Consider the following 21,510-nt stretch of genomic DNA (forward strand, 5'->3'; position numbering starts at 1 on the left):
CTTGAATGAAAACGCGGCGCCCCGGGGAGGCGCCGCGCAAAGCTCTCATCGGCCGGCGATCACTCCAGCTCGATCAACAGGTCCTTGGCGTCGATCTGGCCGCCGGGCGTGACGTGCACGGCCTTGATGGTCGCGTCGCGCTCGGCGTGGATGCCGGTCTCCATCTTCATCGCCTCGATGGTGAGCAACAGATCGCCCTTGCCGACCTTGGACCCGGCCTGCACGGCGACCGAGGCGACGACGCCCGGCATGGGCGCGCCGACGTGGTCGGGGTTGGCCATGTCCGCCTTGGGCCGCGCCGCGGCCCCGCCCGTCGCGGCGCGGTTCGGCACGCGGATCGTGCGCGGCTGGCCGTTCAGTTCAAAGAACACCTTGACCTCGCCATCCTCGGTCGTCTCGCCAAGCGCCTGCATCCGGATCTCGAGCGTCTTGCCGGGGTCGATCTCGGCCGTGATCTCTTCGCCCGGTTCCATGCCGTAGAAGAAGGTCTTGGTCGGCAGGGTCCGCACCGGCCCGTAGATGTCGTGCCGCTGGGCGTAGTCGGTGAAGACCTTGGGATACATCAGGTACGAGTTCAGGTCCTCGTCGTCGATCTCGCGCCCCTCGAGCTTGTCGCTGACCTCTTTCCGCACGGCCTCGAAATCGACCGGGGGCAGGTGCTTGCCCGGCCGTTCGGTGTTGGGCTTTTCGCCCTTCAGGATCTTCTTGACCAGCTTTTCCGGGAAGCCGCCCGGGGGTTGGCCAAGGTTGCCCCGCATCATGTCGATGACGCTGTCGGGGAAGGAGATGTCGCGCTTGGGGTCCTCGACCTCGGCCCGCGAAATCCCCTGGCTCACCATCATCAGCGCCATGTCGCCGACCACCTTGGACGAGGGCGTCACCTTCACGATGTCGCCGAACATCTGGTTCACCTGGGCATAGGTATGGGCGACCTCGTGCCAGCGCTCTTCCAGCCCCATGGACCGGGCCTGGGCCTTGAGGTTGGTGAACTGCCCGCCCGGCATCTCGTGCAGGTAGACCTCCGACGCCGGGGCCTGCATGCCGCTCTCGAAGGCCACGTATTGGCCGCGCACGGCCTCCCAGTAATCGCTGACCTGACGGATGGTCTCGATGTCGAGGCCGGTGTCGCGGTCGGTGTGCATCAGCGCCTCGACAATGGACCCCAGCGTCGGCTGCGAGGTGTTGCCCGAGAGCGCATCCATCGCCGCATCGGCCGCATCGACCCCCATCTCGGCGGCGGCGAGGATCGTCGCCCCGGCGATGCCGGAAGTGTCATGGGTGTGGAAATGGATCGGGATCGAGATCTCGTCCTTCAGCGCCTTGATCAGCACCCGCGCGGCGGATGGCTTCAAGAGCCCCGCCATGTCCTTGAGGCCAAGGACATGCGCGCCCGCTGCCTCCAGTTCCTTGGCCATGCCGACATAGTACTTGAGGTCATACTTGGCCCGGTCGGGGTTCAGGATGTCGCCGGTGTAGCAGACCGTGCCTTCGCAGATCTTGCCGGTCTCGACGACCGCATCCATGGCGACGCGCATGTTCTCGACCCAGTTCAGCGAATCGAAGACGCGGAAGACGTCCATGCCCGTGGCCGCCGCCTGTTTGACAAAGCTTTGCACCACGTTGTCGGGGTAGTTCGTATAACCCACGCCGTTCGAGCCGCGCAGCAGCATCTGCGTCAGGATGTTCGGCATCTTGGCGCGGATGTCGCGCAAGCGCTGCCAGGGGTCTTCCTGCAGGAACCGCATCGCCACGTCGAAGGTGGCGCCGCCCCAGCATTCGACCGAGAAAAGCGAGGGCAGGTTCGCGGCATAGGTCGGCGCCACGCGGATCATGTCGATGGACCGCATACGGGTCGCCAGCAGCGACTGGTGCCCGTCGCGCATGGTCGTGTCGGTGATCAGCAGCTGCTTTTGCGCCAGCATCCAGTCGGCGACGGCCTTGGGGCCCTTTTCGTCCAGCAGGTTACGCGTGCCGGCGGCCGGTTCACCCTTGGGCGCGGGCGGCACGGGGGTCTTGTAGCCCTCCGGCAACTCGGCGCGGCCCTTGGTCTCGGGGTGGCCGTTCACCGTGATATCGGCGATGTAGGTCAGCACCTTGGTGCCCCGGTCGCGGCGCGGCTTGAAGTCGAAAAGCTCGGGCGTGGTGTCGATGAACTTGGTCGAATACTGGTTCGACAAGAAGGTTGGGTGCCGCAGCAGGTTGATGACAAAGTCGATGTTGGTGCTGACGCCCCGGATGCGGAATTCGCGCAGCGCGCGGTCCATGCGGCGGATCGCGGCTTCGGGCGTGGGCGCCTTGGCCGTAACCTTGACCAGCAGCGAATCGTAGTAGCGCGTGATCACCCCGCCGGCATAGGCCGTGCCGCCGTCAAGCCGGATGCCCATGCCCGTGGCCGAGCGATAGGCGGTGATGCGGCCGTAATCGGGGATGAAGTTGTTGGTCGGGTCCTCGGTGGTGATCCGGGTCTGCAGCGCATGGCCGGTCAGACGGATGTCGTACTGGCTGGCCTTGCCGGTCGCTTCCGACAGGCTCTTGCCCTCGGCGATCATGATCTGCGCCTGAACGATGTCGATGCCCGTCACTTCCTCGGTGACGGTATGTTCGACCTGCACGCGCGGGTTCACCTCGATGAAGTAGAACTTGCCCGTCTCCATATCCATCAGGAACTCGACCGTGCCGGCGCATTCGTAATTCACATGGGCGCAGATCTTGCGGCCAAGCTCGCAGATCTCCTCGCGTTGCGCCTCGCTGAGGTAAGGCGCGGGGGCGCGTTCGACGACCTTCTGGTTGCGCCGCTGGACCGAGCAGTCGCGTTCGTAGAGGTGGTAGATGTTGCCGTGGCTGTCGCCGAGGATCTGCACCTCGACGTGGCGCGCGCGGGTGATCATCTTTTCCAGGTAGCCCTCGCCGTTGCCGAATGCCGCCTCGGCCTCGCGCCGGCCTTCCAGCACCTTTTCCTTCAGCTCTTCGGGGCCGTTGATCGGGCGCATGCCGCGCCCGCCGCCGCCCCAGCTGGCCTTGAGCATCAGCGGATAGCCGATTTCCTTGGCCTCCCTGGCGATGGCCTCGAAATCGTCGCCCAGCACCTCGGTCGCGGGGATCACCGGCACGCCGGCCTGGATCGCCACCTTGCGGGCGCTGGCCTTGTCGCCGAGCGCGCGCATGGTATCGGCCTTGGGCCCGATGAAGGTGATGCCGGCCGCAGCGCAGGCATCGACGAAATCGGGGTTCTCGGACAGCAGGCCATAGCCCGGATGGATCGCGTCGGCGCCCGATTCCTTTGCCACCCGGATGATCTCGGGGATGCTGAGGTAGGCAGCCACCGGGCCCAGACCCTCGCCGATGCGGTAGGCCTCGTCCGCCTTGAAGCGGTGCAGGCCCAGCTTGTCCTCCTCGGCGAAGACGGCGACGGTCTTCTTGCCCATCTCGTTCGCCGCCCGCATGATGCGGATCGCGATCTCGCCGCGGTTCGCAATGAGGATTTTCTTGAATTCGGCCATCTTCGCACGCCTCCCGAAGGTCTTTCCGTTGATGAGAGGTTACGCTTTCGCCGCAGCGCAGCGCAAGGCCGGCTGCGACACCGCGCCCGCGAAAACCGCCAGTGCGGTCCGGGCGCGGTTTTTTCCGACAGGGGCGGCGTTGTTAAACCGGACTTAACTCCGCGTCCGCACTTTGGCGCGACAAGTCATCCGGGTGTATGCCATGTCGCTGTGTCGCCTTCTATACATCAGTAGCGCCGTCCGGGATTTCGACACCGAAGAGGTGCAGGTCCTGGCCGCCAACGCACGTGCGCGCAACGCGGCCAACGATCTGACCGGGCTGCTGATCTACCACGACGGCAGTTTCCTCCAGGTGCTCGAGGGGCCGTCCGAGGCGGTGCAGGCCTCGTATGCGCGGATTTCGCACAACTGGCGTCACAAGAACCCGACCGTCCTGCTGCGCGAGGAGGTGGCGGACCGCGTCTTCCCCGAGTTTTCCATGGCCTGCGCTGATCCCGGCAAGTTCGACGACGACATGCAGGGCATGCTGCAGCACCTGTCGCAGCTGAAACAGGACGGGCCGCGCATGTCGGCACCGGACATGAAGGTGAAGGTGCTGATCCGCAGCTTCCTCAACTCTTTCACCGACCTGCCGGTGGAAACGGTCGAAGGCTAGGCAACGAGCGCGCGGTTCCGCGCCCGCGCAGGCGGAACATAGGTGGAACACCCTTTTCCTTTCGCGCATGACCGGCTACCTTGGCGGCATGAGCAGTTTCGACGAAATGGACGCCTTCGAGGGCGCATCGCTGTCCGCGCGTGCCATGGCCGCGCGGCCGACCCCGTACCTGGATGACCTGAACCCGGCGCAGCGTGCCGCGGTCGAGGCGCTGGACGGCCCCGTGCTGATGCTGGCCGGGGCGGGGACGGGCAAGACCAAGGCCCTGACCACGCGAATCGCGCACCTGCTGACCACCGGCCGGGCGCGTCCGAACGAGATCCTTTCGGTGACCTTCACCAACAAGGCCGCGCGCGAGATGAAGGACCGCGTCGGCCGCCTGCTGGGTCAGCCCGCCGAGGGGATGCCCTGGATGGGCACCTTCCACTCGATCTGCGTCAAGCTGCTGCGGCGGCACGCGGAGCTGGTGGGGCTCAAGTCGAACTTCACCATCCTCGACACCGACGACCAGGTCCGCCTGCTGAAACAGGTGATCGCGGCCGAGAACATCGACGAAAAGCGCTGGCCCGCGCGGCAACTGGCCAGCCTGATCGACAACTGGAAGAACCGCGCCTGGACCCCGGCCAAGGTGCCGGCGGCCGAGGCCTCTGCCTTCAATCACCGTGGCACGGAGCTTTACGATTACTACCAGACCCGCCTGCGTGAGCTGAACGCGGTCGATTTCGGCGACCTGCTGCTGCACATGGTCACGATCTTCCAGGACCACCCGGACATCCTCGAGCAATACCAGCGCTGGTTCCGCTACATCCTCGTGGACGAGTACCAGGATACCAACGTGGCGCAGTACCTCTGGCTGCGGCTGCTGGCCTCGGCGCACAAGAACATCTGCTGCGTGGGCGACGACGACCAGTCGATCTACGGCTGGCGCGGCGCCGAGGTGGGCAATATCCTGCGGTTCGAAAAGGATTTTCCGGGCGCCAAGGTGGTGCGGCTGGAACAGAATTACCGCTCGACCGAACACATCCTCAAGGCCGCCTCGGGCGTCATCCGCGGCAACGAGGGGAGGCTGGGCAAGGAGCTGTGGACCGACGCGGCGGGCGGCGAAAAGGTCCGCCTGATCGGCCATTGGGACGGCGAGGAAGAGGCGCGCTGGATCGGCGAAGAGATCGAGGCGATGCAGCGCGGCGCGCGTGGGATGCGGCCGTTCGATCTCGACGACATGGCAATCCTCGTGCGCGCCTCGCACCAGATGCGCGCCTTCGAGGACCGCTTCCTGACCATCGGTCTGCCCTACCGGGTGATCGGCGGCCCGCGCTTCTATGAACGGCTCGAGATCCGCGATGCCATGGCCTATTTCCGCGTCGTGGTCAGCCCGGACGACGACCTGGCGTTCGAACGGATCGTCAACACGCCCAAGCGCGGCCTTGGCGACAAGGCGCAGCAGAAGATCCAGGTGACGGCGCGGGTGAACGGCGTCAGCCTGCTCGACGGGGCGCGGCTGCTCTTGCAGGACAAGGGGATCACCGGCAAGGGCGCGGGCGAACTGGGCGCGCTGATCGGGCATCTCGACCGCTGGGGCGGGCTGGTCGGCGCGAAGGACGTCAGCCACATCGAGCTGGCCGAGATGATCCTGGACGAATCCGGCTACACCGCGATGTGGCAGAACGACAAGACGCCCGAGGCGCCGGGGCGGCTCGAGAACCTCAAGGAACTGGTCAAGGCGCTGGAAAGCTTCGAGAACCTGCAGGGCTTTCTCGAACATGTCGCGCTGATCATGGACAACGAACAGGAAAGCGACGGCGCCAAGGTGTCGATCATGACCCTGCACGCGGCCAAGGGGCTCGAGTTTCCGGCGGTCTTCCTGCCCGGCTGGGAAGACGGGCTGTTCCCCTCGCAACGCTCGATGGATGAAAGCGGCCTCAAGGGCCTCGAAGAGGAACGCCGCCTGGCCTATGTCGGCATCACCCGGGCCGAGGAGGTCTGCACCATCTCCTTCGCTGCCAATCGGCGCGTCTTCGGCCAATGGCAATCGGCGCTGCCCTCGCGCTTCATCGACGAATTGCCCGAGGCGCATGTCGACGTGCTGACCCCGCCGGGTCTCTACGGCGGCGGCTTCGGCGCGGCGCAATCCAGCGTGGAAACCCGCGCGGCCGAGGCGAATGTCTACAATTCCCCCGGCTGGAAGCGCATGCAATCCCGCGCCGGCGAGCGCGGCGTGAGCCAGCCGCGCGAAAGCCGCAACATGGTGATCGACGCCACCGCCGTCAGCGCGCATACAACGGGCGAACGGGTGTTCCACCAGAAGTTCGGCTACGGCACCATCACCGGGATCGAGGGCGACAAGCTCGAGATCGCCTTCGAGAAGGCGGGCACCAAGAAGGTGGTCGCCAAGTTCATCATGGCCGCCGACGACATCCCGTTCTGACGGGATCGCGCGCGCCAGGGCGCGCGCGGGATGGCCCGAAACCGGGCCATGGCCTCCGGCGGAGGTATTTTCGAAACAATGAAGGCAAAGGCGCCCGTCTCTTCATTGTTTTCCAAGTACCTCGGGGGGCGTGGCCGTCAGGCCGCGGGGGGCAGCGCCCCCAATGGCGGCACCTGTGACGACAATTCGTGACGCGGGGGTGAATGCGCCCCGCCGGCACTGGACTATGCGCAGCGGCGCGATACTTTGGGCGCGTCCGCAGCAGGGAGAGGGATGGGATCATGGAGAAATTCGGCAAGAGCCAGTCGGTCAAGCGGGTCGAGGACCTGCGCCTGCTGACCGGGCAGGGGCGCTACGTGGACGACATCGCGCCCGATGGCGCGCTGCACGCCTATTTCCTACGCTCGATGCAGGCTCACGGCCGTATCGTTTCGATCGACGCCTCCGCGGCGCGCGAGGTGCCGGGCGTGCACCTGGTCTGGACCGGGGCAGACCTGGCCGAACAGGGCCTGGCCGAGGGGATTCGCGGCGCGGCGATCGTCGACAACCGTGATGGGACCAAGGCCGCCGACGTGGTGCGTCCGTTCCTTTGTTCCGACAAGGTCCGGCACGTGGGCGACGCCATCGCCATGGTCGTGGCCGAGAGCCTCGATGCCGCCCGCGATGCGGCCGAGTTGATCGAGGTCGAGATCGAGGACCTGCCCGCGCAGATGACGCTTTCTGCCGGTGACACGCCCCTGCATGACGCGGCCCCGGACAACCGCGCCTTCGACTGGGGCCTGGGCAAGGAGGAAGAGACCAAGGCGGCCTTTGCCGCCGCCGCTCACGTGGTCCGGCTGGACGTGGGCGACAACCGGATCATGGTCGCCTCGATGGAGCCGCGCGGCTGCTATGCCGAGATGGAAGGCGAGAGGCTGCATTTCTCGGTCAACGGCCAGGGGGTCTGGTCGTTCAAGGCCTCGCTGGCCAGGTACCTGAAGATGGACCCCGAGATGATCCGCGTCACCAACCCCGACGTCGGCGGCGCCTTCGGGATGAAGTCGATGCCGTCCTACCAGGAATATTACCCCGTCGCCCATGCGGCGCGGGTGCTGGACCGGCCCGTGCGCTGGATGTCGGACCGCAGCGAGGCGATGCTGACCGACAACGCGGGCCGCGATCTCGAATCGGTGGCCGAGCTGGCGTTCGATGCCGATCACAAGATCACCGGTTACCGGGTCACCACGCGCTGCAACCTTGGCGCCTACAATTCGAACTTTGCCCAGGCGATCCAGACCAACCTCTTTGCCCGCGTGCTGACCGGCCCCTACGACATCCAGACCACCTGGCTGGCGGTCGAGGGCTATTACACCAACACCACCCCCGTCGACGCCTATCGCGGCGCCGGCCGGCCCGAGGCGATCTACGTGCTCGAACGCATCATGGACCGCGCCGCGCGCGAGCTGGGCGTCGATCCGGGCGCGCTGCGGCGCAAGAACTTCGTCAAGCCGGACCAGTTCCCCTACAAGACCGCGACGGGCGAAAACTACGACGTGGGCGAATTTGCCCGCGTTCTGGGTCATGCCGAGACGTTGGCCGACATCCCCGGCTTTGCCGCCCGCAAGGCGGCCAGTGCGCAGGCGGGCAAGCTGCGCGGCCTCGGCATCTGTTACTATATCGAAAGCATTCTCGGCGATCCTTCCGAAACGGCGAAGGTCGAATTTCACGAGGACGGGACGGTGTCGATCTACGTGGGCACGCAAAGCAACGGCCAGGGGCACGAGACGGTCTATGCCGCCTTCCTCAGCGACCAGACCGGCATCCCGATGGACCGGATCAAGGTCATCCAGGGTGACAGCGACCTGATTGCGACGGGTGGCGGCACAGGCGGCTCGCGCTCGGTCACCACGCAGAACACGGCGACGCTGGCGACGGTGGACAAGATGATCGCGGCCTTCACGTCGTTCCTTGCGGACAAGATGGGCGTGGATGCCGCCGCGGTGACGTTCGATGACGAAACTTTCCGTGCGCCCGGCTCGAACCTGACGCCGACCTTCCTCGAGGCGGCCGCGATGGCGCGCGAGGCGGGGCGCGAGGATCTGCTGGTCCACCAGGAGACGGCGACGCTGCCGGGCCGCTCCTATCCCAATGGCTGCCACGTGGCCGAGGTCGAGGTCGACCCCGAGACCGGGCAGGTGACGGCCAAACGCTACTCGGTCGTCGACGATTTCGGCAATCTCATCAACCCGATGCTGGCCGCGGGCCAGGTGCATGGCGGGGTGGCGCAGGGGCTGGGCCAGGCGCTGACGGAACACGTGGTCTATGACGAGGACGGGCAGCTTCTGACCGCCTCCTTCATGGATTACGGGATGCCGCGCGCCACCGACATGCCCTTTGTCGATCTCGAATTCGAACCCGTGCCCTCCACCGCGAACATCATGGGCATGAAGGGCTGCGGCGAGGCGGGGACCGTCGGATCCATGGCCGCCGTGGCCAACGCGGTGGGCGATGCGCTGTGGGATGCCGGCGTGCGCCAGGCCGACATGCCCTTTACCCCGCACCGGGTGTGGCAGATGATGCAGGGACATGCTGAGGCGGCTGAATAACCTTTTCCGCTGGGTCTTCACCGGGCGCCCGCCCGGTGAGCTGAGCCCGGCTGTCCGCGTCAGGGGCCCGCGCATCCACGTGATCTTGCTGGACGGCACGCTGTCCTCGCTCGACGACGGCGAAGAGACGAACGTCGGGCTCACCTACAAGCTCCTGCGCGAGGTGCGGGGCCTGTCGCTGTATTACGAACCGGGCATCCAGTGGGCCGACTGGAAGCACACGCATCACGTGATGATGGGGCGGGGGATCAACCGCCAGATCCGCCGCGCCTACGGCGTTCTTGCCTCGCGCTACCGGCCGGGGGACAAGATCTTTCTGATCGGCTATTCGCGCGGGGCCTATGCCGTGCGCTCGCTGGCGGGTGTGATCGACCGCGTCGGGTTGCTGCGGCCCGAACAGGCGCTGACGCGCAATATCCGGCAGGTCTATCGCCTGTATGAACAGCCCAACATGACCGCCGCGGGCCGCGCCTTTGCCAAGGCGCATTGCCACCCCGAGACCCCGATCGAGGCGCTGTGCTGCTTTGACACGGTCAAGTCACTGGGCCTGCGCCTGCCGCTGGCCTGGCGCTGGACAGAGGCGCGCCATGCCTTCCACAACCACGAGATCGGTGCGCAGGTGCGTCACGGTTTCCATGCGCTGGCGCTGGACGAAACCCGCGAGGTCTTCGAGCCGGTCATGTGGACCGCGCCCGAGGACCGGCCCGAACGGGTCGAGCAGATGTGGTTTGCCGGCACCCATGGCGATATCGGCGGGCAGCTCGGCGGCTTCGACGCCGCGCGGCCCCTGTCGCATATCCCGTTGACCTGGATGCTGGGCCGGGCCGAGGCGGCGGGCCTGCCGCTGCCGCCCGGCTGGCAGGCGCGCTTCCCGATGGATTCGGGCGCCCCCTCGGCCGGGACCTGGCGCGCCTGGGGCAAGCTGTTTCTGTTGCGCAAGCGCCGGGTGGTCGGTGGCGATCCGACCGAGCGGATCCATCCCACCGCCCATGGCCGGGCCACGCGCGGTCCGGGCACGCCAGACGCTGCCCCGGCGCCCCCCGCAGCGGTCTGAGAAGTATCACGAATTCTTTACATTCTCTTTAAACACGGATCGCGTCACTTATGTCACAGTCATGAGGCGCGGGGTCGGAACCCCCGCGTTCTTTCACACTGTCCCTCGTTCCGTGACTGGCGCCCAGGCTCAAGCCCTGGGCGCTTTTTTCTTGCCCCGCTTCCGTGCGCCCGCGCGGCGCGCTATGGAGGGGGCATGGACTACAGCGACATCTACCTGAAAGACATCCTGACCCGCACCAGGACGGTGGCGGTGGTCGGCGTGTCGATGAACCCGGTCCGCCCCAGCTACTACGTGGCGCGGTATCTCTCGCTCAAGGGCTACAAGGTGGTGCCGGTCAACCCGGGCCACGCCGGCAAGCTGCTGTTTGGCCAGCAGGTTCGGGCCAGCCTCGCGGACTGCCCCGACACCGTGGACATGGTCGACATCTTCCGCCGCCCCGAGGCGGTGCCGCCGATCGTGGACGAGGCGCTCGCGGTCTTGCCGAACCTCCGCACCATCTGGATGCAGATCGGCGTCACCCACCCCGAGGCGGCGGCCCGGGCCGAGGCGCGCGGCATCGACGTGATCCAGAACCGCTGCCCCAAGATCGAGTACCAGCGCCTCTTCGGTGAGCTGCGCATGGGCGGTTTCGCCACGGGCGTCATCTCGTCCAAGCTCTGACGGATTGCGCCGCAGGGGGCGGCGGGCTAGAACGGGCACCGGAACATTTCAGGCAGAACGGACGGGGGCCCCTTGTCGCAATTCATCCTTGGCGTCGGTGGTCAGAAATGCGGGACGACCTGGCTGCACTATTACCTCGGCACGCATAAGTTCGTCGATTTCGGGTTCGAGAAGGAATACCACATCTTCGACGCCCGGACCCTTCCGGAATGCGAGTTCTTTCTTGAAAACATGGTGTTGAAGGTCGCGACCCAGATGGAGGGCGGGCTGAAGGGCCTGCGCGACAGCACCCATCTGTACCGGCTGAACTTTGTCGCCAACCCGCAAAGCTACTATGATTACTTCCGCTCGGTGCTGAACGCCGAAGGCATCAAGATCACCGGCGACATCACGCCCTCCTATGCCGGGCTCAGCATCGACACGCTGCGCGCGATCCGCCGAAACTTCCGCCGCCGCGGGGTCGAGGTGCGCCCGGTCTTCCTGATGCGCGACCCGGTCTATCGGCTGCAAAGCATGGTGCGGATGCATTTCCGCGACACCAAGCGCAAGCCGACCCGCGAGGACGAGCTGGCCGCGATGCGCAAGGCGCAGGACAGTCCGGGCGAGCGGATGCGCGCCAATTACCAGACCACGCTGGAAAACCTCTACAAGGTCTTTGGCCGCGACGGTGTCTATGTCGAGCTTTACGAGCGGCTCTTCGACACGCCCGCGCTGGACCGGCTGGGGCAATTCCTGGACGTGACCCTGTCCGAGCCCCCCGTGGACAAGGAGGTGAACGTCTCGCGCACCTCGAACGTGCTGGGGCAGGGGGAATACGCGGCGTTCAAGTCGCGCTACGAGTCGGTCTACGACGAAGTGGCGCGGATGACCGGGTTTCCGATCGACGAGTTCTGGCGCTGGAAACAGCCCAAGCGCACCTGAGCGCGCATGAAAAAGCCGCCGGCGCAGGGCCGGCGGCGGGTACTGTTTACAGGGGCGACGCGATTACATCGCCTCGTATTCGGGCATCGCCTTCAGCTCGTCCTCGGTCGCGTTGATCGAGATGCGGAAGGTGTCGCCCTCGGCTTCACGCTCGATCAGCAGGTCGGCGATGCTGACGGCGACCGGCTTTTCGCCGATGCCAAGAAAGCCGCCCACGTCGATCACGGCCTCGCTGATGGTGCCATCGGTCTCGACCAGCGAGTTGACTTCGCCGATCCATTCGCCGTTGGCGTCATAGACGCGGGTGCCGACGATCTCGTCGCGGGGCATGTCACCGAACTCGGCGGCGGCATATTCCGGCTCGTTCATCTCGGCAGCCATCTCGTCCGTGGCTTCATCGGCCTCGGCGACGATCGCCTCGCCGGTGTTCTCGATGGCTTCGCCGGTGGCATCGGCGGCCTCGGCCACCTCTTCACCCGTGTTGTCCAGCGCTTCGCCGGTCGCATCGACGGCCTGGTCGACTTCCTCGCCGGCATTGTCCAGCGCGGCGCCGGTCGCGGCTGCGGCGTCCTGCAACTCGTCACCGGTGGCCTCGGCCGCCATCTCGGCATCCGTCTCCATTTCTTCCATCTCGGCCGATGCCTGGGCGCTCAGGTCGGTCTCGGGCGCCATCACGGCGGCCGATTCGTAGGCCGGAGCGTTCTCGAGATCGCCGGCGGCGGCCTGGATCACGACGAACCAGTCGTCGCTGTCCTCGCCATCGCTGATGAATTTCAGCTCGCTCATCGACACGGCCACGGACTTTTCGCCGATGCCGAGGAAGCCGCCGATATCGGCGATCACCTGGTCGACTTCACCGTCCTTGCCGAGCACGATGTCGTGGATCTCGCCCACGTCTTCCCAGTTGTCATTCAGGCCGAAGACGGTTTCGTCGACCTCGGTTTCGCTCGTGTACAGGCGTGCGCCGATCAACTCGGACGCCATCACGGCGCCTTGTTCACTGGTGGCGCTGAACTTGGCGCCGGCTTCTGCATCGGCAGACATGTGCGCTTCTGCAAGGACTGGACCTGCGAGGGTAAGGGCAAGTGCGGTAGACGTCAGAAAACGTTTCATGGTATCCTCCTATCGTTGCTTAACGACCGTTGTGGTGACTGGTCAGGGAGGCAACGTGCAGGGCGGCATCGGGTTCCACCGAAGGTCGCCCTGTTTTCACGAACGGACACGAAAGTGCGAGAAACGCCGCCCAGGTGGGACGGCGTTCATGCATGATGGCCAATGATTTCAGGGGTTTGAGTGGGTCGGCACTATTTCGCCGGCCGGGCTGCCTTTTCCGCAAGACCCGATTGGCCCTGCCGCCGGGCCAGTTCGTCCATGACGTCCGACAACGCGACATCGCGCGATTTCAGCATGACCAGCAGGTGAAACAGCACATCCGCCGCCTCGGACGCCAGGCGCTCCGGGTCGCCCTTGACCGCTTCGATCACGGCTTCGATGGCTTCCTCGCCGAATTTCTCGGCACATTTTTCCGGGCCCTTGCCCAGCAGCTTGGCGGTCCAGCTGTCATCCGGGCTGGCGGCGGCGCGGGCCGCGACGATGGTTTCCAGCTCTTCCAGGGTCATGCGCCGATCCTCACCGGGATGCCGGCGGCCGCCATGTGGGCCTTGGCCTCGGCGATGGTGAATTCGCCGAAATGGAAGATGGACGCCGCGAGCACGGCGCTGGCGCCGCCCTCGGTCACGCCTTCGACCAGGTGGTCCAGCGTGCCGACGCCGCCCGATGCGATCACCGGCACGTCCACCGCGTCGGAAATGGCGCGGGTCAGCGGCAGGTTGAAGCCCGCCTTGGTGCCGTCCCGGTCCATCGAGGTCAGCAGGATCTCTCCGGCGCCCTTCGCGGCCACGGTCCGGGCGAAGTCCACGGCGTCGATCCCGGTGGGCTTGCGTCCGCCGTGGGTAAAGATCTCCCACCGGCCGGGTTCGACCGTCTTGGCGTCGATGGCGCAGACGATGCATTGGCTGCCAAAGCGGTCTGCCGCCTCGGCGATCACGTCCGGGTTGGCCACGGCGGCCGAGTTGAACGACACCTTGTCCGCGCCCGCGAGCAGCAGGGCGCGGACATCTTCGTGGGTGCGCACGCCCCCGCCGACGGTCAGCGGGATATAGCATTGCTCGGCCGTGCGCGTGACCACGTCGAACATGGTGCCGCGGTTCTCATGCGTCGCGTGGATGTCGAGGAAACACAGCTCGTCCGCGCCCGCCGCGTCATAGGCGCGGGCGGCGTCCACCGGGTCGCCTGCATCGCGCAGGTCGACGAAATTGACGCCCTTGACCACGCGGCCATCGGCGACATCGAGACAGGGAATGATGCGTGTCTTGAGCATGTCTTCCCTTTACGCGCGGGCGCCGGGGCTGGCAAGTTGCCGCGAAACAGCAAAAGGGAGCCGCACCATGGAGCCGCAATTCGCCATCTACCCCAGTCTCAAGGGAAAATCGGTCTATGTCACCGGCGGCGCCTCGGGCATTGGCGCGCGGATCGTGCGGGGCTTTGCCGAGCAGGGGGCAAAGGTCGGCTTTGTCGATTTCGACGAAGAGGGGGGCCTTGCCATGGCGGACGAGACCGGCGCGGCTTTTGAGTATGCCGACCTGCGCGACATCGGCGCCTTGCAGGGGGCTTTCGCGCGGCTCAGGGACCGGATCGGCGCGGCCGAGGTTCTGGTCAACAACGCCGCCCGCGACGACCGCCACGGCTGGCAGGACGTGACGCCCGACTACTGGGACGAGCGGATGCAGACAAACCTGCGCCACATGTTCTTTGCCATCCAGGCCGTGGCCCCCGACATGATCGCGGCAAAGGCCGGGTCGATCATCAACATGGGGTCCAACAGTTGGTGGGAGGCGGTCGGCGGTTTCCCGGCCTACGCCACCGCCAAGTCGGCCGTGCACGGGCTGACACGCACCATGGCGCGCGACCTCGGGGCGCACATGATCCGGGTCAATTGCGTCGTGCCCGGCTGGATCATGACCGAACGGCAGTTGGAAAAATGGGCCACGCCCGAGGCGCTCGAGGCACACAAGCAAAGCCAGTGCATGCCGCAGCTGATCGACCCGGTGTACCTGGCGCGGATGGTGTTGTTCCTCGCCTCGGACGACGCGGCCATGTGCACGGCCAGCAACTACATGGTGGATGCGGGGTCGATCTAGGCCGGGTAGGCGCGAGCCACCCGCGCCAGCGCGTTGCGGGTGATCGCCACGTGGAACGGCATCACGGCCGTCAGGTAGGCGCGCCCGCCCAGGTTATGCGGATGCACCCAGGTCGCCATGTGGATGCGCCCGGCCTGGCGCAGGATCGAGATGCGGAAGTCGAGGTGCTTGTCGTTCGTGCCGAGGATGCGTTCCACGTCGCTGTCATGCAGGACGGGGAAGATGCCCGAGGGCGCATCCGACACCTCGGTCTTGAGGCCGAAGGGCTTCATCAGCGCATTGCGCAGGGCCAGCAGCGCATCGGCCCAGCCGGGCAAGGACAGCCCGGTCTGAACGGCCTCGGCGACACTGGCGCCGCTTTCGACGCTGTAGCCGTCGATGAAATCGCCGGGCTGGACCAGCCGCCAGAGCTGCGACACCTGCGGGTGCGGTTCCTTGCGGATCTCGGGGCGAGAGTGGGAAAAATCTAGCGGCATCAGGGGCCTCCGGGTATCAATGCACGCGGAGGGTGCGCCCGCCCCGCACCGGGGGCAAGGCGCGGGATGTCGCAGGGCTTACTTTGCCAGCGCCTCGAGCGCCTGCTTGAGGTCCAGCGCGCCGTCATACAGCGCGCGGCCCGAGATCGCGCCGTTCAGCGCCGCGCCGCAATCGCGCAGGGCCTTCAGGTCGGCCAGCGACGACACGCCTCCGCTCGCGATTACCGGGATCGTCACGGCGTTGGCCAATGCGGCCGTCGCCTCGACATTGGGCCCCTGCATCGCGCCGTCGCGGTTGATGTCGGTGTAGATGATCGCCCCGACGCCCGCGTCCTCGTAGCTTTTGGCAAGGTCCACAGCGTTCACATCCGTCACCTCGGCCCAGCCCTTGGTCGCGACCCAGCCGTCCTTGGCGTCGATCCCGACGGCGATCTTGCCCGGGAAGGCGCGGCAGGCATTGCGCACCAGTTCCGGGTTCTCGACCGCCACGGTGCCAAGGATGACGCGGGCCAGGCCCTTGCTCAGCCACATCTCGATCGTGGCCATGTCGCGGATCCCGCCGCCCAGCTGCGCGGGCGTGTTGGTCGAGGCAAGGATCTGCTCGACCGGGGCGGCATTCACGGGCTGGCCGGCAAAGGCGCCGTTCAGGTCGACAAGGTGCAGCCATTCGCAGCCGGCCGCGACAAAGGCCAGCGCCTGGGCGGCGGGGTCCTCGTTGAAGACGGTCGCCGCCTCCATGTCGCCGCGCAGAAGGCGCACGGCCTTGCCGTCCTTGAGGTCGATGGCGGGATACAGGATCATTCGCGCGCGTTCCTTGCCGTATCGTAAGATCGGCGCTCTTTTGCACGTGCAGCACGGAAATGCAACGGCGTCACGTCAGGCTTGATCCGGGGACGCCCGGCGCGCAGGATCGCGGCCATCGAACCCAATTGGAGGCAAGGGCGATGAAACGGATCGTGATGGCGGTGGCGCTGGTGCTGGCCGGGGCGGGGGCGGCGCTGGCCGACCCGATCGAGGGCACCTGGAAGACCATCCCCGACGACAATGGCAACTTTGGCCACATCCAGGTCGCGCCCTGCGGCAGCGCCTTCTGCGGCGTTCTGGTCAAAAGCTTCGACGGCAGCGGCAAGACGCTCAATTCGCCCAACAATGGCAAGCGGATCATCTGGGACATGAAACCCGAGGGCGGCGGCGCCTATGGCGGTGGCAAGGTCTGGTCGCCGGACCGGAACAAGACCTACAATTCCAAGCTGACGCTCAGCGGCGACCGGCTGAAAGTCGAAGGCTGCGTGCTGGGCATTTGCCGCGATGGCGGCACCTGGAGCCGCGTGAACTGACGCGCGCCTTGGCTGGCTGGGCCGCGCTTGGCTGGCCGGGGATCGAGTATTTGAAGAAAAGTGAAAGGGAGGGGCGCCAGCGGCAAGGCGGCGCCTCTTTTCCTGCGTGGCGCTCGCGGAGGTGGCGGCTTGCATATTTGAAGAAAGATGAAAGGCAGCCGCCGATCCCCTTTCATCTTGCCATAAATATCCCGGGGAGCTCGAGGGGCTGGCCCCTCGACTTTCGTTGTGCCGCGCCTTTGGCGCGAGGGGCAGGGCCCCTCGACTTTTGTTGTGCCGCGCCTCTGGTGCGAGGGGGCCGGCCGCTCACCGCCGCGCGGCCCGCAAAGGGTCCTGGTTCAGGGCTTCCAAGCCAGGAAGTTGGCGATCAGGCGCAGGCCGGTGGCGTGGCTTTTCTCCGGGTGGAACTGGGTGCCGACCATGTTGCCCGTCCCGACAATCGCCGTGATCGGCCCGCCGTACTCCACGTGCGCCAGAAGCTGGCCGGGCGAGCTGACCTGCATATGGTAGGAATGGACGAAATAGGCGTGGTGACCGGTTTCGATCCCGTCGAAGACCGGGTGCGGCTGGTCGATCACCAGGTCGTTCCAGCCCATGTGCGGCACCTTGAGCGTCGCATCCGAGGGGGCGATCCGCACCACCTCTCCATCGATCCAGCCAAAGCCGGTCGTCTCTTCGAACTCGTGGCCGAGCCGCGCCATCATCTGCATGCCGATGCAGATGCCAAGGAAGGGCTGGCCGCGGGCGACCACGACCTCTTCCATCGCCTCGAAGACGCCACGGTGATCGAAAAGCGCGCGCTTGCAGGCCGGGAAGGCGCCATCGCCGGGAAGGACCACGCGGTCGGCGCGGCGGATCACCTCGGGGTCCGAGGTGACCGTGACCGCACCCGCATCGCCCTCGCGCGCCATGCATTGAAAGGCCTTTTCAGCCGAATGCAGGTTGCCGCTCTCGTAATCGACGATGACCGTGCTCATAGCGCGCCCTTGGTCGAGGGCAGGGAGCCGGCCGCGCGCGGGTCGGGCTCGACCGCCTCGCGCAGGGCGCGGGCGACCGACTTGAACGTGGCCTCGGCGATGTGGTGCGCATTGAACCCATGCAGGCAGTCGATGTGCAGGGTGATCCCGCCGTGGGTCGACAGCGCCTGGAAAAACTCGCGCACCAACTCGGTGTCGAAGCTGCCGATCTTGGGCGAGGGCAGGTCGACGTTCCAGACAAGGAACGGCCGCGCCGACAGGTCCAGAGCACAGCGCACCAGCGTGTCGTCCATGGGCAGCAGGCACGACCCGTAGCGGCGGATCCCTGTCTTGTCGCCCAGCGCCTTCGTCAGGGCCTGGCCCAGGGCGATGCCGGTATCCTCGACCGTGTGGTGGTCGTCGATGTGATAGTCGCCCTTTGCCCGCACGGTCATGTCGATCATCGAATGCCGCGACAGCTGGTCCAGCATGTGGTCAAAAAAGCCCACGCCGGTCTGCATGTCGTAGCGGCCGGTTCCGTCGAGGTCGATGGCGACATCGATCTTGGTCTCGGCGGTTTCGCGGATGATCTGGGCCTTGCGCATCGGCTCATTCCCTTGGCTGGTCTCGCGGGCCTTATAGGCGCGGGGGGCGGGCGCGCCAAGGCCGAGCGTGCAGGTCTTGCCAGCGCCGTGGCCCGCATGCCAACCTCGGTCCTTGAAGAGACTTGAAAGGACATCGCCCATGCGCCGCCTGACCCTCGCCATGGGCCTTGCCCTTTGTGTCGCTGCCCCTGCCCAGGCCGAGCGGCGCGTCTATGCGGGCGAGGAGGCGGCCGCGCTGAAATGCGCCTGGATCGTCGCGGCCTCGGTCAGCATGGCCGAGCGGGCGGGGCTGACCTCGACCCGGAACAAGGAATTCGCGCAGCTTTACGCCGCGATCGTGTTGCAGCGGTATGTCAGCGGGACCGACCGGCAGAAGATGGCGGCACTGAAGGCCGTGTCCGAACGGCGCAGCCCACAGCAGACGGTGGATGAGTTCATGCGGCAGGCGGACGATTGCCTGCGGCAGTTTCCGCCGGGGTAAGGGGCGCACGTTCGTCCAGCCTGGTTGTTGCCATCCTCTGGGAGATGTTCCGCCCGGCGGCACGCCGGGCAGCCCCCGACCGCCCCCCCGGGCGGGGGCTTCACCCCCACCCGCGGCCGGGGGCAGCCCTTCGCACATCTCTACTACGGTTGGTCCACACCGGGCTAACGCCAGCCTCGTCACATCATGTAGTAAGAAAGAAGCCCGTCCTGCGATGCGAACCAAACCCCGTTGCACCGCCCCGCGCCCCATGGCACCTTGCCCGCGACCCAATCCGGAAAGATCCCCATGACCACCTGCGTTTTCGTCCAGATCCGCTGCAAGCCCGGCGCCACCTACCGCGTCGCCGAGGACATCGTGTTGCGCGAGATCCATTCCGAGCTCTACTCGACCTCGGGCGATTACGACCTGATGATGAAGCTCTACATTCCCCGGGGCGAAGACGTGGGCAAGTTTATCAACGACCATGTGGCCGACATCGCGGGCATCGAACGCACCCTCACCACGCTGACCTTCAAGGCCTTCTGAGCCGTCATTCGCGACACATCGCGTCGCAAACGGGCAGGCAGGCGCCACCGCGCAGGCGTTCCATGACGGGAACGGGCGCGAACGGAGGCCGGCCATGGACAAGGCAGTGCAGCGCAGGAAACGCACCGGCGGACGGGCGGGCAATGCCACCCGGCGCGGGGTGGACATCATCGACCAGATGCCCTGGGGCCCGGTCCGCAACATCGACCGCCCCACCGAACCGCTGAGCGCCGAGGGCGTCGCGGCCATCCACGACGGCGCCATGCGCGTGCTCGAGGAGGTGGGGATCGAGTTCCTGCATCCCGATGCGCTCGAGATCCTGGCCCGCGCCGGCTGCACCGTGCGGGGCGAGAACGTGCGCATGGGCCGCGACATGGTGATGGCGATGGTCGCGCTTTGCCCGGCGCAGTTCACGCTGACCCCGCGCAACCCGGCCCGTGCGATCACGCTGGGCGACGGCAGCCTCAACTTCGGCAATGTCTCGTCGCCGCCGGCCTACTGGACCCTTGCGACCGGGCGCAAGACGGTGGGCGACATGGCCATGTGCCGCGACCTCATCAAGCTCTCGCAGTATTTCAACTGCATCCATTTCATGGGTGGCTACCCGGTCGAGCCACAGGACATCCACCCAGGCATCCGCCATCTCGACGTGCTTTTCGACAAGCTGACGCTGTCGGACAAGGTGGCCCATGCCTATTGCCTCGGCCGCGACCGGGTCGAGGACGTGATGGAGATGGTGCGCATCGCCGGTGGCCTCACGCCCGAAGAGTTCGAGGCGCGGCCGCACATGTATACCAACATCAACTCCACCTCGCCGCTGAAACACGACACGCCCATGCTGGATGGCTGGATGCGGCTGGCGCGGGCGGGGCAGGGGCTGGTCGTCACGCCCTTCACCCTCGCGGGTGCCATGGCGCCGGTGACGCTGGCGGGGGCCGTGACGCTCAGCCTGGCCGAGGCGCTGGCGGCGGTGGTCCTGGCGCAGGTGATCCGGCCCGGCGCGCCGGTGGCGATCGGCACCTTCACCTCGAACGTGGACATGAAGACCGGCGCGCCCGCCTTCGGCACGCCCGAGTACATGCGTGCCACGCAGATGACCGGCCAGATGGCGCGGCACTATCGTTTGCCGCTGCGCTCGTCCGGCGTCTGCGCGGCCAATGTGCCCGATGCGCAGGCCACGTGGGAGACGTCGAATTCCCTCTGGGCCGCGGTGCAATCGGGTAGCCACATGATCTACCACGCGGCCGGCTGGCTCGAGGGCGGGCTGATCGCCAGCCCCGAGAAATTCGTCATGGATTGCGAGATCCTGCAACAGATCCAGCGCTACATGGACCCCGCCCTGACCGCCACCGGCCCGGACGAGATCGCGGTCGAAACCATCGCCGAGGTCGGCCCCACAGGCCATTTCTTTGGCATCGACCACACCCAGGCGCGCTACGAGACGGCCTTTTACCAGCCCTTTCTCAGTGACTGGAAGAATTTCGAGGCCTGGGAGGTCGCGGGCGGTGTCTGGACGACCGAGCGGGCGCACGGGATCTACCGCCGCATCGTGGACGCCTTCGAGCCGCCGCCGATGGACCCGGCAATCCGCGAGGAGCTGGCCGAGTTTGTCGCGCGCCGAAAGGCCGAAGGGGGCGCGGCGACCGATTACTGATCCTTGACGGCGGCGTTTTCGGTTTCCTCGGGCGGGCCGGCTAGGCTGAGGCAGACCGGCGTCCGGTCTCGCCTCGTGCGGGCCGACCCGTTACCGTTGAGGTTCGCCCGTTGGATCCGCACAGGATCGCGCGCGTCCAGGCGTGGTTTCGGTCGGTCATTCTGATGTCCGACCCTATCGCGCACCGGTTCTGCGACCGGCTGTTCCATCTCTATCCTGAGGCGCAGGAGATGTTTGCCGAGGATCTGTCGGCGCAGCGGACCAAGTTGTTCCAGACGCTGACCGTGGCGGAGGCCGGGCTCGGCCATGGCGACGATCTTCTGCCGGCGGCCCGCGACCTGGGGCGCCGCCATGCCCGCGACCGCGTCGGGGAGCGGCATTAGGCCAGCGCCAGATCCGCGCTGTCTTACACGTTCGAGGCCAGTTTCGGCCGCGATTCCACGCCCGCCCTGCGCGCCGCCTGGGCGTAG

20 protein-coding genes are annotated in these 21,510 nt (G+C 66.5%); 12 read left to right on the top strand and 8 right to left on the bottom strand.

Annotation, left to right across the window (positions count from 1 at the left end):
• Positions 1–59: 59 nt before the first annotated feature.
• Positions 60–3,500, bottom strand: a complete 3,441-nt coding sequence (locus MF270_RS22405; protein ID WP_238368017.1) for a pyruvate carboxylase — start codon at positions 3,498–3,500, stop codon at positions 60–62.
• 202 nt (positions 3,501–3,702) lie between these two features.
• Here MF270_RS22405 and MF270_RS22410 point away from each other — a divergent pair, with 202 nt between their 5' ends.
• From MF270_RS22410 to MF270_RS22435, 6 genes are all read left to right on the top strand, one after another.
• Positions 3,703–4,155 carry a BLUF domain-containing protein gene (locus MF270_RS22410; protein ID WP_238368018.1) on the top strand — a complete coding sequence of 151 codons (453 nt, stop codon included), beginning with the start codon at positions 3,703–3,705 and terminating at the stop codon, positions 4,153–4,155.
• Between the two features lie 88 nt (positions 4,156–4,243).
• A complete protein-coding gene (locus MF270_RS22415; RefSeq protein ID WP_238368047.1) occupies positions 4,244–6,580 on the top strand; it encodes an ATP-dependent helicase in 2,337 nt (778 codons plus the stop codon).
• A gap of 281 nt (positions 6,581–6,861) precedes the next feature.
• On the top strand, positions 6,862–9,165 hold the full coding sequence (locus MF270_RS22420) for a xanthine dehydrogenase family protein molybdopterin-binding subunit (RefSeq protein WP_238368019.1): 2,304 nt from the start codon (positions 6,862–6,864) through the stop codon (positions 9,163–9,165).
• The gene (locus MF270_RS22425; RefSeq protein ID WP_238368020.1) at positions 9,146–10,219 is read left to right on the top strand and encodes a DUF2235 domain-containing protein; all 1,074 of its coding nucleotides are present in this window, start codon (positions 9,146–9,148) and stop codon (positions 10,217–10,219) included. The genes MF270_RS22420 and MF270_RS22425 overlap by 20 nt, the downstream gene beginning before the upstream one ends.
• A gap of 195 nt (positions 10,220–10,414) precedes the next feature.
• The gene (locus MF270_RS22430) at positions 10,415–10,882 is read left to right on the top strand and encodes a CoA-binding protein (RefSeq protein ID WP_238368021.1); all 468 of its coding nucleotides are present in this window, start codon (positions 10,415–10,417) and stop codon (positions 10,880–10,882) included.
• 72 nt (positions 10,883–10,954) lie between these two features.
• Complete coding sequence (locus MF270_RS22435) at positions 10,955–11,803, top strand: sulfotransferase (protein WP_238368022.1); 849 nt, start codon at positions 10,955–10,957, stop codon at positions 11,801–11,803.
• 63 nt (positions 11,804–11,866) lie between these two features.
• Here MF270_RS22435 and MF270_RS22440 read toward each other — a convergent pair whose 3' ends face one another.
• The 3 genes from MF270_RS22440 to hisF all read right to left on the bottom strand — a co-directional run bounded on the left by MF270_RS22440 (position 11,867) and on the right by hisF (position 14,183).
• Positions 11,867–12,847, bottom strand: a complete 981-nt coding sequence (locus MF270_RS22440; RefSeq protein ID WP_238368023.1) for a PRC-barrel domain-containing protein — start codon at positions 12,845–12,847, stop codon at positions 11,867–11,869.
• Positions 12,848–13,107: 260 nt separating this feature from the next.
• Positions 13,108–13,422 carry a phosphoribosyl-ATP diphosphatase gene (locus tag MF270_RS22445; RefSeq protein WP_238368024.1) on the bottom strand — a complete coding sequence of 105 codons (315 nt, stop codon included), beginning with the start codon at positions 13,420–13,422 and terminating at the stop codon, positions 13,108–13,110.
• Positions 13,419–14,183 (bottom strand): imidazole glycerol phosphate synthase subunit HisF, encoded by a 765-nt coding sequence (gene hisF / locus MF270_RS22450; protein WP_238368025.1) that lies wholly within the window; start codon positions 14,181–14,183, stop codon positions 13,419–13,421. Before hisF ends, MF270_RS22445 begins: the two co-directional genes overlap by 4 nt.
• A 67-nt stretch (positions 14,184–14,250) precedes the next feature.
• On the opposite strand from hisF, the gene MF270_RS22455 reads away from it, so the two are divergent.
• On the top strand, positions 14,251–15,003 hold the full coding sequence (locus MF270_RS22455) for an SDR family NAD(P)-dependent oxidoreductase (protein WP_238368026.1): 753 nt from the start codon (positions 14,251–14,253) through the stop codon (positions 15,001–15,003).
• Here the strand turns inward: MF270_RS22455 and MF270_RS22460 are convergent.
• Both MF270_RS22460 and hisA read right to left on the bottom strand, forming a co-directional pair.
• Positions 15,000–15,479, bottom strand: a complete 480-nt coding sequence (locus tag MF270_RS22460; RefSeq protein WP_238368027.1) for a DUF2867 domain-containing protein — start codon at positions 15,477–15,479, stop codon at positions 15,000–15,002. The genes MF270_RS22455 and MF270_RS22460 overlap by 4 nt on opposite strands.
• 78 nt (positions 15,480–15,557) lie before the next feature.
• Positions 15,558–16,280, bottom strand: coding sequence for a 1-(5-phosphoribosyl)-5-[(5-phosphoribosylamino)methylideneamino]imidazole-4-carboxamide isomerase (gene hisA / locus MF270_RS22465; protein ID WP_238368028.1), 723 nt, complete (start codon positions 16,278–16,280; stop codon positions 15,558–15,560).
• A gap of 143 nt (positions 16,281–16,423) precedes the next feature.
• Here hisA and MF270_RS22470 point away from each other — a divergent pair, with 143 nt between their 5' ends.
• Positions 16,424–16,816: a DUF2147 domain-containing protein gene (locus MF270_RS22470; protein WP_238368029.1), complete on the top strand. Its 393-nt coding sequence runs from the start codon at positions 16,424–16,426 to the stop codon at positions 16,814–16,816.
• Between the two features lie 338 nt (positions 16,817–17,154).
• On the opposite strand, the gene hisH is transcribed toward MF270_RS22470, so the two are convergent.
• A complete protein-coding gene (gene hisH / locus MF270_RS22475; protein ID WP_238368030.1) occupies positions 17,155–17,793 on the bottom strand; it encodes an imidazole glycerol phosphate synthase subunit HisH in 639 nt (212 codons plus the stop codon).
• The gene (gene hisB, locus MF270_RS22480) at positions 17,790–18,377 is read right to left on the bottom strand and encodes an imidazoleglycerol-phosphate dehydratase HisB (protein ID WP_238368048.1); all 588 of its coding nucleotides are present in this window, start codon (positions 18,375–18,377) and stop codon (positions 17,790–17,792) included. Before hisB ends, hisH begins: the two co-directional genes overlap by 4 nt.
• A gap of 139 nt (positions 18,378–18,516) precedes the next feature.
• Here hisB and MF270_RS22485 point away from each other — a divergent pair, with 139 nt between their 5' ends.
• The 4 genes from MF270_RS22485 (at position 18,517) to MF270_RS22500 (ending at position 21,423) form a co-directional block, all read left to right on the top strand.
• Complete coding sequence (locus MF270_RS22485; protein WP_238368031.1) at positions 18,517–18,858, top strand: hypothetical protein; 342 nt, start codon at positions 18,517–18,519, stop codon at positions 18,856–18,858.
• Between the two features lie 288 nt (positions 18,859–19,146).
• Entirely contained in the window at positions 19,147–19,386 is a 240-nt protein-coding gene (locus tag MF270_RS22490; protein WP_238368032.1) for an Lrp/AsnC ligand binding domain-containing protein, read from the top strand.
• Between the two features lie 94 nt (positions 19,387–19,480).
• Positions 19,481–21,040, top strand: a complete 1,560-nt coding sequence (locus MF270_RS22495) for a trimethylamine methyltransferase family protein (protein ID WP_238368033.1) — start codon at positions 19,481–19,483, stop codon at positions 21,038–21,040.
• Between the two features lie 164 nt (positions 21,041–21,204).
• On the top strand, positions 21,205–21,423 hold the full coding sequence (locus MF270_RS22500; RefSeq protein ID WP_238368034.1) for a globin family protein: 219 nt from the start codon (positions 21,205–21,207) through the stop codon (positions 21,421–21,423).
• The last annotated feature ends 87 nt before the right edge of the window (positions 21,424–21,510 follow it).

The sequence above is a fragment of the Mesobacterium pallidum genome (genome assembly GCF_019966535.1).
GTDB classification, from domain to species: Bacteria; Pseudomonadota; Alphaproteobacteria; order Rhodobacterales; family Rhodobacteraceae; genus Mesobacterium; species Mesobacterium pallidum.